Origin of the sequence: Gemmata sp. (assembly GCF_051859125.1) — a bacterium.
GTDB lineage: Bacteria > Planctomycetota > Planctomycetia > Gemmatales > Gemmataceae > Gemmata.
In genome coordinates this window covers 1-14446 of record NZ_JBHYGG010000087.1, presented here as the reverse complement: position 1 = coordinate 14446, position 14446 = coordinate 1, and the positions used below count along the sequence as shown (strand labels likewise).

General features: G+C 68.9%; 12 protein-coding genes. 7 read left to right on the top strand and 5 right to left on the bottom strand.

Annotated features, from left to right (window positions below; genetic code table 11):
• Positions 1–114: 114 nt before the first annotated feature.
• The 4 genes from ACTIGN_RS09790 to ACTIGN_RS09775 form a co-directional block, all read right to left on the bottom strand.
• Positions 115–1056: an N-acetylglucosamine kinase gene (locus tag ACTIGN_RS09790; protein WP_439623272.1), complete on the bottom strand. Its 942-nt coding sequence runs from the start codon at positions 1054–1056 to the stop codon at positions 115–117.
• A 102-nt stretch (positions 1057–1158) separates the two neighbouring features.
• A complete protein-coding gene (locus tag ACTIGN_RS09785) occupies positions 1159–1455 on the bottom strand; it encodes a type II toxin-antitoxin system RelE/ParE family toxin (RefSeq protein ID WP_439623270.1) in 297 nt (98 codons plus the stop codon).
• A complete protein-coding gene (locus tag ACTIGN_RS09780; protein WP_439623268.1) occupies positions 1452–1682 on the bottom strand; it encodes an addiction module protein in 231 nt (76 codons plus the stop codon). Before ACTIGN_RS09780 ends, ACTIGN_RS09785 begins: the two co-directional genes overlap by 4 nt.
• A gap of 40 nt (positions 1683–1722) precedes the next feature.
• Positions 1723–4128, bottom strand: coding sequence for an alpha/beta hydrolase family protein (locus ACTIGN_RS09775; protein ID WP_439623266.1), 2406 nt, complete (start codon positions 4126–4128; stop codon positions 1723–1725).
• Between the two features lie 101 nt (positions 4129–4229).
• Between ACTIGN_RS09775 and ACTIGN_RS09770 the strand changes: the two genes are divergently transcribed.
• The 3 genes from ACTIGN_RS09770 to ACTIGN_RS09760 all read left to right on the top strand — a co-directional run bounded on the left by ACTIGN_RS09770 (position 4230) and on the right by ACTIGN_RS09760 (position 8719).
• Positions 4230–5246, top strand: coding sequence for a ThuA domain-containing protein (locus tag ACTIGN_RS09770; protein WP_439623264.1), 1017 nt, complete (start codon positions 4230–4232; stop codon positions 5244–5246).
• 293 nt (positions 5247–5539) lie between these two features.
• Positions 5540–5992 carry a hypothetical protein gene (locus ACTIGN_RS09765; RefSeq protein ID WP_439623262.1) on the top strand — a complete coding sequence of 151 codons (453 nt, stop codon included), beginning with the start codon at positions 5540–5542 and terminating at the stop codon, positions 5990–5992.
• A gap of 90 nt (positions 5993–6082) precedes the next feature.
• On the top strand, positions 6083–8719 hold the full coding sequence (locus tag ACTIGN_RS09760; RefSeq protein ID WP_439623260.1) for a polynucleotide kinase-phosphatase: 2637 nt from the start codon (positions 6083–6085) through the stop codon (positions 8717–8719).
• A 3-nt stretch (positions 8720–8722) separates the two neighbouring features.
• Here the strand turns inward: ACTIGN_RS09760 and ACTIGN_RS09755 are convergent, their stop codons facing one another.
• Positions 8723–9040 carry a hypothetical protein gene (locus ACTIGN_RS09755; RefSeq protein WP_439623258.1) on the bottom strand — a complete coding sequence of 106 codons (318 nt, stop codon included), beginning with the start codon at positions 9038–9040 and terminating at the stop codon, positions 8723–8725.
• A gap of 191 nt (positions 9041–9231) precedes the next feature.
• Between ACTIGN_RS09755 and ACTIGN_RS09750 the strand changes: the two genes are divergently transcribed.
• From ACTIGN_RS09750 to ACTIGN_RS09735, 4 genes are all read left to right on the top strand, one after another.
• Positions 9232–10536, top strand: coding sequence for a leucine-rich repeat domain-containing protein (locus tag ACTIGN_RS09750; protein ID WP_439623256.1), 1305 nt, complete (start codon positions 9232–9234; stop codon positions 10534–10536).
• A 129-nt stretch (positions 10537–10665) separates the two neighbouring features.
• Complete coding sequence (locus tag ACTIGN_RS09745; RefSeq protein ID WP_439623254.1) at positions 10666–12990, top strand: serine/threonine-protein kinase; 2325 nt, start codon at positions 10666–10668, stop codon at positions 12988–12990.
• 115 nt (positions 12991–13105) lie between these two features.
• Positions 13106–13738 carry an RNA polymerase sigma factor gene (locus ACTIGN_RS09740; protein WP_439623252.1) on the top strand — a complete coding sequence of 211 codons (633 nt, stop codon included), beginning with the start codon at positions 13106–13108 and terminating at the stop codon, positions 13736–13738.
• A 138-nt stretch (positions 13739–13876) separates the two neighbouring features.
• Positions 13877–14362, top strand: coding sequence for a hypothetical protein (locus ACTIGN_RS09735; RefSeq protein WP_439623250.1), 486 nt, complete (start codon positions 13877–13879; stop codon positions 14360–14362).
• The last annotated feature ends 84 nt before the right edge of the window (positions 14363–14446 follow it).

Here is a 14446-nt window from a genome sequence, read left to right as displayed (position 1 = left end):
ACAGAGGACAGAGGACAGAGGACAGAGGACAGAGGACAGAGGAGCATACCCGCTGCTTGCAGACGGACTTCTGACTTCTGTCCTCTGCCGCCGACAGCGACTGTCCCCTGCCCCTTACCGCGGCTCCAGCAGTTTCCGGGCAATCGCGATCGCGCCGACGGCCGGGTCCTCGACCAGCCCGACCGGACCAGGGGTCACGTCGTACAACTTCAGGTGATCCAGGAACTGCGTGCGGAACGGCTCGCTCCGCAGGAACATCCCGCCCGTGAGTGCGATCGGAATGTCGTGCGGCGGGAGCCGGCCGGTGGCGATCGCGCCGGCGGCGGTCTTGGCCAACTCCAGCGCCTGCTCGTCGACGATGGCCGCGGCGGCCTGGTCGTCGGGGGCCAGTTCCAGCACCGCCGGCGCGAGCCCGGCGATGGCGGCCTTGTCCCACCCGGAGCCGTACACGACCGGGATGATCTCGCGGGGGTCCGACACGTCGAACCGGTCCATGAGCGCCGGGAGCAACTTCGTCGGCGGGGCGACGCCGTCGGCCGAGCGGCACGCGGCCCGGATCGCGAGCAGGCCGGTGCGGTACGCGCTCCCCTCGTCGCCGAGCAGGTAGCCCCACCCGCCGGCCCGCGCGGCGTTCCCCTGTTGGTCGAGGGCGAACGCAATGGACCCGGTGCCGGCGACGACGGCCAGCCCCCACCCGTCGGGGGTGCCGGCGGCGAACAGGAGCGTCGCGTCGTTGGCGATCGACACCCGGTCGGCCAGGTTCGCGCGCTCGGCCCACCCGCGGATCACGTCGGTCCCGGCGAGGTCCACCCCGGCCAGGCCCAGGGCCGCTGCGGCCGCCGCGCGGCGGGGCCGGCCGGCCACCGCGAACGCCGCGGCCACGGCCTCGTCGAGCGCCCGCAGCGACGGGTCGATGCCCACCGCGTTGATGTTCGACGGGCCGCCGACCCCGCGGCCGACCTCGCGGCCGGTGTCCGCCTCGGCGAGCAGGGCGACCGTACTGGTGGCCCCGCCGTCGATGCCGAGGACGAGGCGGGGCGAGTTCGAATGGGGCATGCCGGTTCCGCTCTGGGGCCGTCGGGTCGCACAGCTTCAATGTGGCTCACGAACGTGTTGTATGCACGGATTCCACCCGGACCCGGTGCCCCGCAGCGCACGTCACGCCCGTGACTGCCAGATTTGTGGGTCGCGGCTCGTGTGGAACACCGCGAGAACCTCGACGCGGTCCGGGTGCGGCCGATAGAAGACGCAGTAGGGGAACCGGCGGACGACACTCTTGCGGACGTCCGCGAACACTTCCCGGTGAATCAGCGGGTTCGCCGAGAGCCGATCGAAGACCCGTTGCACCTCGGCCACGAACTCGACCCCCAACCCCGTGCGCTTGTCGTTGTAGAAGTCGAACGCTTCGTCGAACTCCGCTTCCGCCTCGGCACGCAGGACGAGGGGCAGGTTCACGTCTTGGCCCTCGCCAGCGCGCGGGCCTTGATGACCTCCCACGGCGTGACCGCGTCGGGGCGTGCCGTGCTGTCCGCGAGCCGCCGCTCCAGTTCGGTCCGCTGTGCCGCCGGGACCGGTTCGGCTTCGATCTCGCGGGCCACACTTTCCCACAGCGCCTCGGCTAGCGCGAGCCGGTCCTCGGGGCTCAGTTGGTCGAGACCGAGTTGTTCGAGCGTCGGCGGCATGGCGACCTCACCTGTCCGGGGAACCCGCACTCGGCGGGCGCTACTTCGGCTTCGCGGCCTTCACGTACTTGTCGAACCACGCGAACTGCTCGTACAGCACGTGCTCGACCGACTCGCGGGCCTCGTACCCGTGCGACTCGTGCGGGAGCAGCACCAGCCGCACCGTGCCGCCGTTGGCCCGCACCGCCGCGTACATCCGCTCGCTCTGCACCGTGAACGTGCCCGGGTTGTTGTCGGCCGCGCCGTGGATCAGCAGCAGGGGCTCGTTGATCTTGGTGGCGTGGTTGAACGGCGACATCGCGGCGTACACCGCCGGCGCCTCCCAGAACGTGCGGCGCTCGTTCTGGAACCCGAACGGCGTGAGCGTGCGGTTGTACGCGCCGCTGCGGGCGATCCCGGCCCGGAACAGGTCCGAGTGCGCGAGCAGGTTCGCGGTCATGAACGCGCCGTAGCTGTGGCCCATCACCCCGACGCGGGTCGTGTCGATGCCGTACTCGGCCGCCTTGTCGATCGCCGCCTTCGCGTTCGAGACGAGCTGATCGACGAACGTGTCGTTCGCGGACGCGGGCGGTCCGACCACCGGCATCGACACCTCAATCACCGCGTACCCCTGCGTCAGGAAGAACAGGTGCGAGTACCCGGTGACGGTGGTGAACCGCAGCGGCGACCCGGCCACTTGCCCGGCGGTGTCGGAAGACGCGAACTCGACCGGGTAGGCGTAGAACACGGCGGGAACCTTCGGGCCGTCCTTGGTGTGGCCGGGCGGCAGGTGCAGCGTGAAGGTGATCGCGGTGCCGTCGGCCCGCTTGGTCGTCACGAGTTCCTTCGTCGCCTTGCGAAGTTCCGGGGCCGGGTCCGTGTTCTTGGTGATCTGGAGCTCGTGGTTCGCGTCGCGGAAGAAGTAGTTCGGCGGCTCGGTCGGCGACTCGCGGCGGATCAGGAACCGCGACCCCTTCGCGTCGAGCACCGCGGCCACGTCCTCGTACAGGTTCTCGGCCGACTGGAACACGCGGGTCGCCTTGCCGGTGCCCGCGTCGAACTTGTCGAGGAACGGGCGGTCCCCCTTCGGGGACGCGCCGGGGCCGGACAGCCAGATCACGTTCCCGGCCGGGTCGCCCGCGGTCCGCAGCACGCGGTGCCCGCTCGGGAGCGTCCGGCCCAGCGGGGTGCCCGGGTCGCCGTACCGGTCCTGCACCGACCGCTCGAACAGCACCTTCGGTTCCGTGGACGCGAGCAGGTTCGTCGTCGGGGCCAGGAGCGTGCGGCCCCACTTCCGCTCGCGGTCGTAGTCGCGGACCAGCATGCGGTTGCCGGTCGGGAAGAAGTCCATCCCGGCGAAGCGGTGTTCGAGCTTCATCAGCTCCGACGTGCGGCCCTCGACCGCGGACGTGAACACGGCGTCGCGGAACTCGGCCTTCTTCCGCGGGTCGCCCTCGTCCTGCGCCTCGACCCAGATCAGCGTGTGCGGCTGGGTCGGTACCCACCGCACCGCCCGCGGGCCGACCGGCACGCCCTCGATGGGCACCTTGTCTTGCAGCGGGAGCTCGGCGACCGTGCGCGCGACCTTGCCGTCGGCGCTCAGCACCTCGACGACCCGCGGGAACGCCGAGTACGGGTGCAGGTACGAGAACGGCTTCACCACGCGGGCGACGAGAACGAACTGGCCTTCGGGCGACGGGTCGGAGCCGAGCACGATGGCCGGTTCGCCGAGCCGGACCAGCTTGTCTTTGTCACCGGGGGTCACGATCGCGAGCTGCGACGTGGCGTGGTACGCGAACAGCGCCTCGTCGTGCGGGCTCTGGAGCAGGTCCTGGTACGTCCGCACCGGGGCGGCCTTGCCGTCGCTCTCCTGCACCACCGGGCCGGCCGGCGCGACGGGCTTGGCCGGCGGCTCGCCCCGGTTCTCTGGGACCAGTTGGACGAGCAGCGACTCGCTCCCGGGCATCCACTGGAAGGCGTCGCCGATCGCGGCGTTCAGCGTCACGCCGGTCACCTGCCGGAGCGTCCCCTCGGGCTTCGCCTCGCCGACCCAGAGTTCGATGCCCTTGGGCGTGGTGACCGTGAACGCGAACCCCTTGCCGTCCGGTGCCCACGCGGGATAGCCGGGCCGCCCGTGGTTCGGCAGGTGGAACTCGAACGGCTTGCCGTCGGGCAGCGCCTGGACCGACAGCCCGGTGATGAAGAACGGCCGGGCCGGGCCGTTGGTCCGCGGGTCGATCCGCAGCCCGGCGAGCCGCAGTTGCGGGGCCGCGACCTCTTCGATCGACGGGTACCGCGTGGTCCGCACGAACAGGACCGTGTCGCCCATGGGGCTCACGGACAAGCCCGGCGGCGGCGGGGCGTCGAGGATGTCGGTCACGGCCTTCGGCGGCCGCTGGTAGGCCTGCGCAAAAGCGTCGGTCGGAAGCGTCACCGCGATCACCCCGCAGAACAGCGCGCGGAACATGTCAAACTCCCCGTGCGTGGTTCAGGCAGTGTACCGGCCGGGGCGGGCGGCGTATACTGACCGCGCACGCCAACCGAACCTCTCAACCCCCAGTAGCTGCCATGAAACTGATCCGCACGCTCGCCGCCGTCGCGCTGCTCGCGGCCCCGGCCCTCGCGCCCGCCGCCGACGAGTACAAGCCGGTGGTCCTCGAGGGGAAGGACGGCCCCGGCAAGGGCAAGCACGTCGTCCTCCTGAGCGGGGACCAGGAGTACCGCTCCGAGGAGGCGGTCCCGCAGCTCGCGAAGATCCTCTCCGAGCGGCTCGGGTTCAAGTGTACGGTGCTGTTCACGACCGACCCGAAGACCAACTTCGTGAACGCGACCATCAACAACGTGCAGGGTCTGGAGGCGCTCAAGACCGCCGACCTGTTCGTGGTGCTCGCGCGGTTCCTCGACCTGCCGGACGACCAGATGAAGCACGTCGCCGAGTACCTCGACGCCGGCAAGCCGGTGGTCGGGCTGCGGACCTCGACGCACGCCTTCAACATCCCCGGCGGGAAGACGTACGCCCGGTTCGGCAACGGGAGCAACGTGAAGGGCTACGAGGGCGGGTTCGGCCGGCAGGTGCTCGGCGAGAAGTGGGTGAACCACCACGGCAGCCACGGCAAGGAGGGCACCCGCGGGAAGGTGACCGAGGCCGGCGCGAAGAGCCCGATCCTCAAGGGGATCAAGGACGGCGAGATCTTCGGCACCACCGACGTGTACACCGCGGCCCCGCCGATGGGGAGCGACATCCTCGTGCTCGGCGAGGTGACCGAGACGCTGCTGCCAGACTCCAAGGCGGTCGCGGGGAAGAAGAACGACCCGATGATGCCGGTGGCGTGGACCCGCACGTACAAGCTCGGCGAGGGCAAGGAGGGCCGCGCGTTCTGTACGACGATGGGCGGCTCGGAGGACCTCGGGTTCGAGGCGACGCGGCGGCTGGTGGTGAACGGGTGCCTGTGGGCCGCCGGCCTGGAGGACAAGATCCCCGAGAAGACCGACGTGACCCTGGTGGGCGAGTACAAGCCGACCCGGTTCAAGTTCAAGGGGCCGAAGGACTGGGCGGAAACGACCCCCGCCGACCTGCTGAAGTGAGCGGGGCGAGCCGGGAGCGCACGAAGCGTACGACGCGACCGGTGATGTTGTAACCTAGCACCCCCTCACCCGCCGCGAAGCGCGGCGACCTCTCCCCGGAGACCGGGGGAGAGGTGGGGCTCGTCGGTACTACGCCACGCTCGCCTGTGCGCATCGCCCACGAGAAGGCCCGAGGCAACACCTCGCCCCCGGTCTCGGGGGAGAGGTCGGCGAGGCTTTGCGAGCCGGGTGAGGGGGGCACGCGTTCCCAAACCCGCTGGGCATGCGTGCGTCGCAAGCGGAGGGCGTCGGTGATGGCCGAGGGTATCGAAGCTGTGATAGCCGCGATCGACGCCGTTCATTCGATCGAAAGGCAAGTGGAGCTGAAGCGCCTTCAGGAACTGGCGGACCTGTATTTCACCCACGCGAAGGCGTCCGCCCATCTCGATGTCTGGTTCCGCCTGTACGAGCGTTTCCCGGAGGACGACGGATTCGGCGTATTCTGGTCGTTCCTGCACGGGATCGAAACGCACGCGGGTTACGAGGTGTTGGTTGTCGAGTCGGTTCGGCGGTGCCCGTCACGGTTCCCGATGCTCATGGTGAATCGCATGTTGAACAGCGGAATCCGCAAAGTTGACGGAGTCGATCTACTCGATTTGCTTCGCGAGACTGCGGCAAACAAGAAGTGCCGCCCAAGTGTCCGAGAAGACGCAACGGATTTTCTGCACCACCAGCAAGCGAACGCGAGCAAACTCTCCGGTCGCTGACGCTCCCGCTACATCGGCCGGCTCGCGAACCTCGCGCCCGCGTGCCGGGTCCGTCCGTCTTGGTTCCCGGTTCGCTCGCGAGGTGCGGTTGTGGCGGTTCACGTCCCCGAGTTCGCCCTGGTCCTGCTCGTCGGCCCCAGCGGGTGCGGCAAGTCGACCTTCGCCCGCACGCACTTCAAGCCGACGGAAGTCCTGTCGTCGGACTTCTTCCGCGGGATGCTCTCCGACGACGAGACGAACCAGGCCGTGTCGGGCCACGCATTCGAGGTGCTGCACCTCGTGTGCGAGAAGCGGCTCGCGGCCGGGCGGTTCACCGTCGTCGACGCGACCAACGTGCGGCCCGACGCCCGCAAGCCGCTCGTCGAGCTGGCCCGCAAGTACCACGCGCAGCTCGTCGCTCTCGTGTTCGACTTCCCGGCCGAGGTGTGCCACGCGCGCAACCAACTGCGCGCGGCCGAGCGGCCGTTCGGCCCGCACGTCACCCGCAACCACGCCGCCGAACTCGCGCGCTCGCTCGGGCGGCTCGAAGAAGAGGGGTTCCGCCGCGTCTTCGTGTTCCGCACCGAGGACGAGGTGAACGCGGTCGAGATCGTGCGGTACCCGCTGCCGGTGAACAAGCGCGGCGACCACGGGCCGTTCGACGTCATCGGCGACGTCCACGGGTGCCTGCCGGAGCTGCTCGCGCTCCTGGAGAAGCTCGGGTACACCGTGCGCAAGACGGAGGCCGGGTACGACGTCGGGCACCTCGCGGGGCGGAAGCCGGTGTTCGTCGGCGACCTGTGCGACCGCGGCCCCGACACCCCCGGCGTGTTCCGCATCGTGATGGACCTCGTCCAGCGCGGCGCGGCGTACTGCGTGCTCGGCAACCACGACGACAAGCTGCTGCGGTGGCTCAAGGGCACGCCGACGAAGCTCTCGCACGGGCTGGCCGAGTCGGTCGCGCAGTTCGACAAGGAGACGCCCGAGTTCCGCGACTGCGTCGCCGGGTTCCTCACGAAGCTCCCGACGCACCTCGTCCTCGACGGCGGGAAGCTCGTCGTCGCGCACGCGGGCCTTCCCGCCGAGATGCACGGCCGCGTCTCGGGCAAGGTGCGGGCGTTCGCGCTGTACGGCGACACGACCGGCGAGAGCGACGAGTTCGGGCTCCCGGTGCGGTTGAACTGGGCGGCCAACTACCGCGGCCGGGCGACGGTGGTGTACGGCCACACGCCGACGCTGTCGCCCGCGTGGGAGAACCGGTGCATCTGCATCGACACCGGGTGCGTGTTCGGCGGCCGCCTCACGGCGCTCCGGTACCCGGACCCGGAACTCGTGTCGGTGCCGGCCGAGCGCGAGTACGCGGTGTCGAAGCGGCCCTTGGCTTCGCCGGGGATCGGGGATCGGGAATCGGGGATCGGAAAATCAGGGCCAGCCGCGTCGCCGACCGGAGCGTCTTCTCCGACACCCGATCCCCGACACCCGATCCCCGATGTCCTCGACCTCGCCGACGTCGCCGGCCGCCGCACGATCGACACCGCGTTCGCCGGGAAGGTGACGGTCCGCGAGGAGAACGCCGCCGCGGCGCTGGAGGTGGTGTCGCGGTTCGCGGCCGACCCGCGGTGGCTCGTGTACCTGCCGCCGACGATGTCGCCGGTCGAGGCGTCGCCGCTGCCGGACTTCCTCGAACACCCGGCCGAGGCGTTCGCCTACTTCCGCCGCGAGGGGATCGGGCGGGTCGTGTGCGAGCAAAAGCACATGGGCTCGCGGGCCGTCGTGATCGTGTGCCGCGACGCGGCCGCCGCGCACCGGCGGTTCGGCGTGACGGGCGAGGCCGGCATCGTCTACACCCGAACCGGCCGCCGGTTCTTCGACGCCCCCGCGACCGAGGCCGCGTTCCTCGACCTCGTCCGGACCGCACTCACCGAGCGCGACTGGTGGGCGAAGTTCGGCACCAACTGGTTCGCGTTCGACGGCGAACTGATGCCGTGGTCGGCGAAGGCGCAGGAGTTGTTGCGGCGGCAGTACGCCGCGACCGGCTCGGCGTCGCGTGCGGCGCTGCGAGAAGTCGTCGGCGTCTTGGCGAGCCGGGAGCGTGAGCGACCGGAGTCGGAACTTCACGCGCGCTTCGGGGCGAAGCTCGACAACGCCGAGCGGTTCGTCGCGGCGTACCGCGGGTACTGCTGGCCGGTCGAGTCGGTCGCGGACCTGCGGTTCGCGCCGTTCTTCCTGCTCGCCACCGAGGGCCAGCACTACTTTGACCGCCCACACGAGTGGCACATGCGAACGCTCGCGGAGTTGGCATCGCCCGAAGACCGCCGGGATGAACCCGGCGGCTCGAAGCTCCTGGTCGCGACGCCGTTCTGCGTGGTGGACCTCGCCGACGCCCCGCAGGTGGACGCCGCGACGCAGTGGTGGCTCGATCTCACGAACGCGGGCGGCGAGGGAATGGTGGTGAAGCCGTTCGACGTGCTGTCGAAGGGGAAGCGGTTCTTCGCGCAGCCGGCGCTGAAGGTCCGCGGCCGCGAGTACCTCCGCATCATCTACGGCCCGGACTACCTGATGTCCGAGAACCTGTCGCGCCTGAAGCACCGCGCCGTCGGCTCGAAGCGCGGCCTCGCGGCCCGCGAGTTCGGCCTCGGCCTGGAGGGGCTGGAGCGCTTCACGAAGGGCACCGGCCTCCGCGGCGTCCACGAGTGCGCGTTCGCGGTGCTGGCGCTGGAGAGCGAACCGATCGACCCGCGCCTCTGACCGCTACCCGGCCCGTGCCTGCGGCACCGCGCTCGCGGGATTCGGTGCGTCCCATTCGTGCTGCGTCGCCCGCATCCGCGGCGGAATCCGGTCGTTGAACGCTGCCAACTCGTCGCCGCGGGCGATCTGCTCGACTTGTTCGGCTCCGATCAGGAGCATCGGGATGTGAAACGCCTCGCGGAAGTGCGCCCGCACGAAGGTGTCGACGCGGACCGCCCCTCCCGTCCACCGCCCCGCAATCGCGCGCACGAGCGCCGACACCGTTGCGCCGCTCTTAAAGAGGGTGCGAAACTCGCTCACGAACGCAGGATTGGGGTGCACCTGACTCTTTCCTCTACGCTCCACGAACCAAGCACCGAGTCTACCGCATCGCTACCGCGAACGTCCAGCCGGGGTGCGTCCGCGTTGCTGTAGGGGGAGGGCGAATCCCTCGACCAGAGGCTGTGGCGATTGGCGTGGATCGATTACAATGTAGCGGGACACCACTCTCGCCGCGCTTCGGGGGAACGGTCATGTCGCTGATCCGCATGTCGCTGCTGATCGTATTCGCTTGTGCGCTGACCTCCGCGCCGCGTGCCGATGAACCGAAGACACCGAAGCCGCTGCCAAAAGAAATCACCGATGCGTGGAAGATGGGTGGAGCTAGTGCTGAGTGGATGAGCGTGGATGAAGACGGCGCCCTTATTCTAGTTCGCTCTGCCGACCGACTGGAATTCACCCTCCCAGGCTTCAGCTTCCACCCTTGGACAGAGGGAATTATTCCGAAACTACCGGCCCCTATGGAACCTTTTGGATTATCACTACAACTAGATGATGTAACTGATCGTGGCTTGCAAGATCTCAGGGGCCTGAAGGAGCTTCATTTCCTGAACCTTTTCGGCACCAAGGTGACCGATGCAGGCATGAAAGAACTTGCGCATCTTTCGAAGCTTCAAGTCCTTGTCCTTGCCCAACGCCCTGTTACCGATACGGGAATTAAGGAGATTGCGAAACTTAAAGAACTGCGATTTCTTAATCTTAGCTCGACATCCGTGACCAACACGGGAATCAAAGAACTTGCTGGGCTCAAGGAGTTGCAGTCCCTAGATCTCAGCTCGACCAAAGTCACGGGTGGTGGCCTGAAGCATCTCGCCGAATTGACCACATTCCATTCGCTCAAACTCAATTTTGCCCCGTTGAATGACGCGGACTTTAAGGAACTCGGCAGACTCAAGGAACTTCGACTTCTCTCACTCTCCGCGACGAATGTGACCGACGCAGGGCTGAAGGAACTCGCAGAGCTTGGCAAACTCCAATCACTTAACCTCAGCTTTGCCTTATTAACGGATGATGGCCTCAAAGAACTCGCAGGGTTCAAAGAGCTTCGATCACTCAAGCTTGACACTACTAAAGTCACAGACGAGGGGCTAAAACATCTCGCCGGACTCTCTAAACTCCAATCGTTAAATCTCTCGGGTGCGCGCATCAAGGGTGAGGGTCTCAAGGAACTCACGGGTCTCAAGGAACTTACTGTTCTTAATCTCGGCCAGAACAAGGTGACCGATGACGCACTCAGTCATATTGCTGGCCTCACAAAGCTCCAGAAGCTACATCTGTCAGGCGCATCGATAACGGACGCAGGCCTCAAGGAACTCGCAGGCCTCAAGGAACTTCGTCATTTGTCAATTGATCAGACGAGAGTGACTGACTTGGGATTGAAGGATCTTCAGGGACTGACAAAACTCGAGTTGGTGTTCGTGTCAGGGACGAGGGTGACAAAGATTGGTGCAGAGGATCTCCGGAAGGTGTTGCCGGGATGCCGTGTCGGTGGCCTTTAGCCTCACTCTGACGCCTTTCCGGTTCCAATTCATCCAGTTCCACGCGCGGCCGGGCGGCCCCTCAATATTCCCGCGCCGCGAGCGAATCATTCGTGTGAGGGGGCGGTGTGCCCCGCGACGGGGGCTGCGATGACGACGCTCAAGTTCACCTACCGTTCGGGGCAGCGGCCGCTCGACGGCTTCACGCTCAAGCGCGGCGTCGGCCAGGGCGGGTTCGGCGAGGTGTACTTCGCCGTCAGCGACGGCGGCAAGGAGGTCGCGCTCAAGCTGCTCCGCGGCCACACCGACGCCGAACTCCGCGGCATCGGCCACTGCCTCAACCTCAAGCACGCCAACCTCGTCCACCTGTACGACCTCCGCTCCGACGCCCGGGGCGAGAAGTGGGTCGTCATGGAGTACGTGTTCGGCGAGTCGCTCGCGCAGGTCATCAACCGGCACCCGAGCGGGCTCCCCGCGGAACTGATCCGCGAGTGGTTCGGCGCGCTGTGCCGCGGGGTCGGGTACCTCCACGACCAGGGGGTCGTCCACCGCGACCTCAAGCCCGCGAACATCTTCCTCGAACACGGGCACCTCAAGGTCGGCGACTACGGGCTGTCGCGGCGGATGAGTTCCAGCGAGCGCGGCGAACTGACCCGCGGCGTCGGCACCCCGCACTACATGGCCCCCGAGATCAAGAACGGCAATTACGGCCGGTCCGTGGACGTGTACGCCTGCGGGGTCATCCTGTTCGAGATGCTCACCGGCCAGCCGCCGTTCGACGGCGAGACCGCGGCCGAGGTGCTCATGAAGCACCAGCTCGACGCCCCCGACCTCACGAAGGTGCCGGCCGCGGTCCGCCCCGTGCTCGACCGCGCGCTCCAGAAGGACCCGGCGAAGCGGTTTGCCACCGTGCTCGAACTCGCGCGGGCCGTCGACGCGGTGTACGGCGGCGAGCGAAGCGACGCCTCGGCGACGGTCACCCACGTCCCGCTGATCGACCCGAAGGTCTCGGCCGCCGACACGGTCGTCGACGAGCGCCTCCGGCTCCCGATCCACGTGAAGGGGCTCGCCCCGAAGGTCGCGCCGCGCGTCGAGACGTTCCGCGGGCGACTGGCCGAACTCGTCGGCGGGCTGGCGGTCGCGCCGGTCGTGTGCGCCGCCTGCACCGCCCCGTGGGCGCTGCTCCAGAGCGCGAACTCGTGGTCGCTCCTGGGCCGCATCTTCCTGCTCGCCACCGCCGCGACGTGGCTCGTCGTGCTGCTCGGCCGGTTCCCGGGGCGGAGCGACCGGAACACCTGGGGCCGGCGGGCGCTCCAGTTGATCGGCGGGGCCGGGCTCGGCGTGCTCGCGTTCTGGCTCGATGGCTGGGCGCTGCCGACCGGCACCGGGACCGCCAGCTCCCGCGACCTCGTGCTGTGGACCGGGCACCGACTCACCCCCGAGGCGTTCTCGATCGGCGTGCGGTACGTGTTCTACTTCGCGCTCGCAATGGCCGCGGCCCGGTGGTGGGTCGCCACGGACCGCGACCGCCGCGAGAGGGTGCGGGTGTTCCCGGTCGCCGCCGCGACGTTCTGGGCCACCGTGTTCCTGTTCCTGTGGCCGTGGGAGTCGTCGGCCGCCGTCGCCGGGGTCGCGCCGCTCGTGATCGCCGCCATCGCCGCCCAGGTCGTCGGCCCGTGGCGGGTGCCGGACGAGAAGGCCCGCTCCGGGGGCGGGTTCGGCCGCGTCCTCATGATCGGCGGGTTCCTCGGCGTGCTGGCTCTCGTCGGGTGCAACCGCCCGGCCCCGCCCCCGGGCGGCGCGCAGAACTCCCGCGCGGAACTGGCCCGCTCGCGGGCCGAGGCGCTGTCCGTCACGGTCGCGGCCGGCGCGGCCGGCGGGCCGCCGGCCAAGGGCGTGCAGTTCGTGAGCGTGCAGCGGCCCCCGCTCGGCCGCCCCGCCCCGCCGGCCCCGAAGCCCGCGGCGCAGCGGCCGGCGTTCCGCTCGGGGGCGCTGCCCGCGATCAAGGCGCACGTCGCCAGCACCCTCCCGTACCCGGCCGAGACCGACGCCGACGAGGACGCGCTGACCGTCGCCGCCGACACCGTCCAGCGGCGCCTGGCCGAACTCGACCCGCCTGTCGCGTACCGCCCGACCACGACCGAGGTGAAGAACGAGTTCGTGCGCCGCGACACGCGGACCGTTCACGGCCCCGACGCGAACGAGCGGGCGGAACTGGAGCAGAACAAGATCGACCCGAACCGGGTGTACGTCGAGTACGATGTGGAGGTGTCGGCCGACCAGGTCCGCGACCTCCGCACCCGCGAGCGGGTGATCGACGGGACCCGGTTCCTGGGCCTGCTGGCCGCCACCGCGGTCGCCGGGTTCCTGTTCCTGCGGCTCGACGAGTGGACCGGCGGCTACCTCACCCGCTGGCTCGCGATCGGCGCGCTCGCCCTGGCGTGCGGGGCCGCCGTCGGGCTGTATCTTTTGTGAACGTGCTGCGCACGGTAGATTGGGGATCGGAGATCGGACGTTGGAACCGGTGCGGGCCGCGGGTACGTCCTCCGATCCCCAACTTCCAATCCCCGATCCCCAACGTCCGATCCCCATGTCCACCGAATCCGACCGCGTCCTGGTGCAGCAGATCCGCGGGAACGACTCGCGCGCGTGGCTGGAGATCGACCGCCGGTACCGCGGGCGGCTCACCGCCTACGTGCGGCGGCGGCTCAAGGACCACGCCTCGGTCGAGGACGTGGTGCAGGAGACGTTCATCGGGTTCGCCAACAGCCTCGCCAACTTCGACGACAAGCGCGACCTCCAGACGTGGCTGTTCACCATCGCCGCACACAAGGTGACGGACCAGCTCCGCAAGATGGGCCGGCGGCCGGTCGCGACCGGGACCGACCGCGAGGAGGAGGTGCTCGGCCAGGCCGCGGACGTGCGGCAGCGGCCCGCGTCGAGCCTGGCCCGCAGCGCCGAGCAGCGCGAGAAGGAAGAGTCCGCGCTCGGCCTCGCGCTCCGCGAGTGCGTCAAGGACTTCGTCACGAGGGCCGAGTACGTCAAGCTCATGGCGCTGGAACTGATGTACGTGAAGGGGTGGCGGAACCAGGACGTCGCGGCCCGGCTGGAGCTGTCCGAGCAGGACGTCGCCAACCTGCGGTTCCAGGCCAAGAAGCGGCTCCGCGACCGCCTCACCGCCGCCAAGCTCTCCCCGGACATCTTCCCGGAACTCCAGGGGTAGTCGTTCGGGGCGGCCGAAAATCCTCCCGCCGGGGGAAAATCGCGTCTCACACCGGCCGCCCGAGGGGCTACCATTGTGGGAGCCGTTTCGCGGTCGTCGGGGACCGCCGGACCGGCCCGTAACTCGCCCGGGGGAGCCATGCGTAAGGAAGACTGCCTCGACCTGTTGAAGAAGCGGATCCCGGAGGACACGCACCCGCAGGTGAACTTCTGCCTGCGGAACGGCATGGTCCTGTCGATGGACTCGGTCGCGCGATTCGAGGAGCAGTACGTCGTGTTCCGCGGCCGCGAGGGCGGCACGAGCGACGAGGGCCGGGCGTTCTTCCTCCCCTACGACGAGATCTGCTACATCCGCATCGAGCGGATCGTCCGCATGGGCGAGCTGAAGAAGATGTACGGCGAGGGGGGGTTCGTGGACGCCGAGGACCGGCTCTCGGGGACCGCCTCGGTCGGGCACGTGTCGCCCGCCGCGTCGCCCTCTTCGCCGCAGGCCCCGGTGCCGACCCCGGCCCCCGTGTCGGCCAACGACCCGGCCGCGATCGCCAAGCAGAACCTGCTCAACCGCATCCGCGCCGCCCGCGCCAACGTCGCCGGCACCTCGACCAACAAGTTGGGGGGCGGGTAAGGCAGATTGGGAGGTGGAGACACGGAGAGGGGGGGGGGGGGGGGCCCAAAGGCAAACCGGGGGTGGAGCCCCCCCACCCCCGCC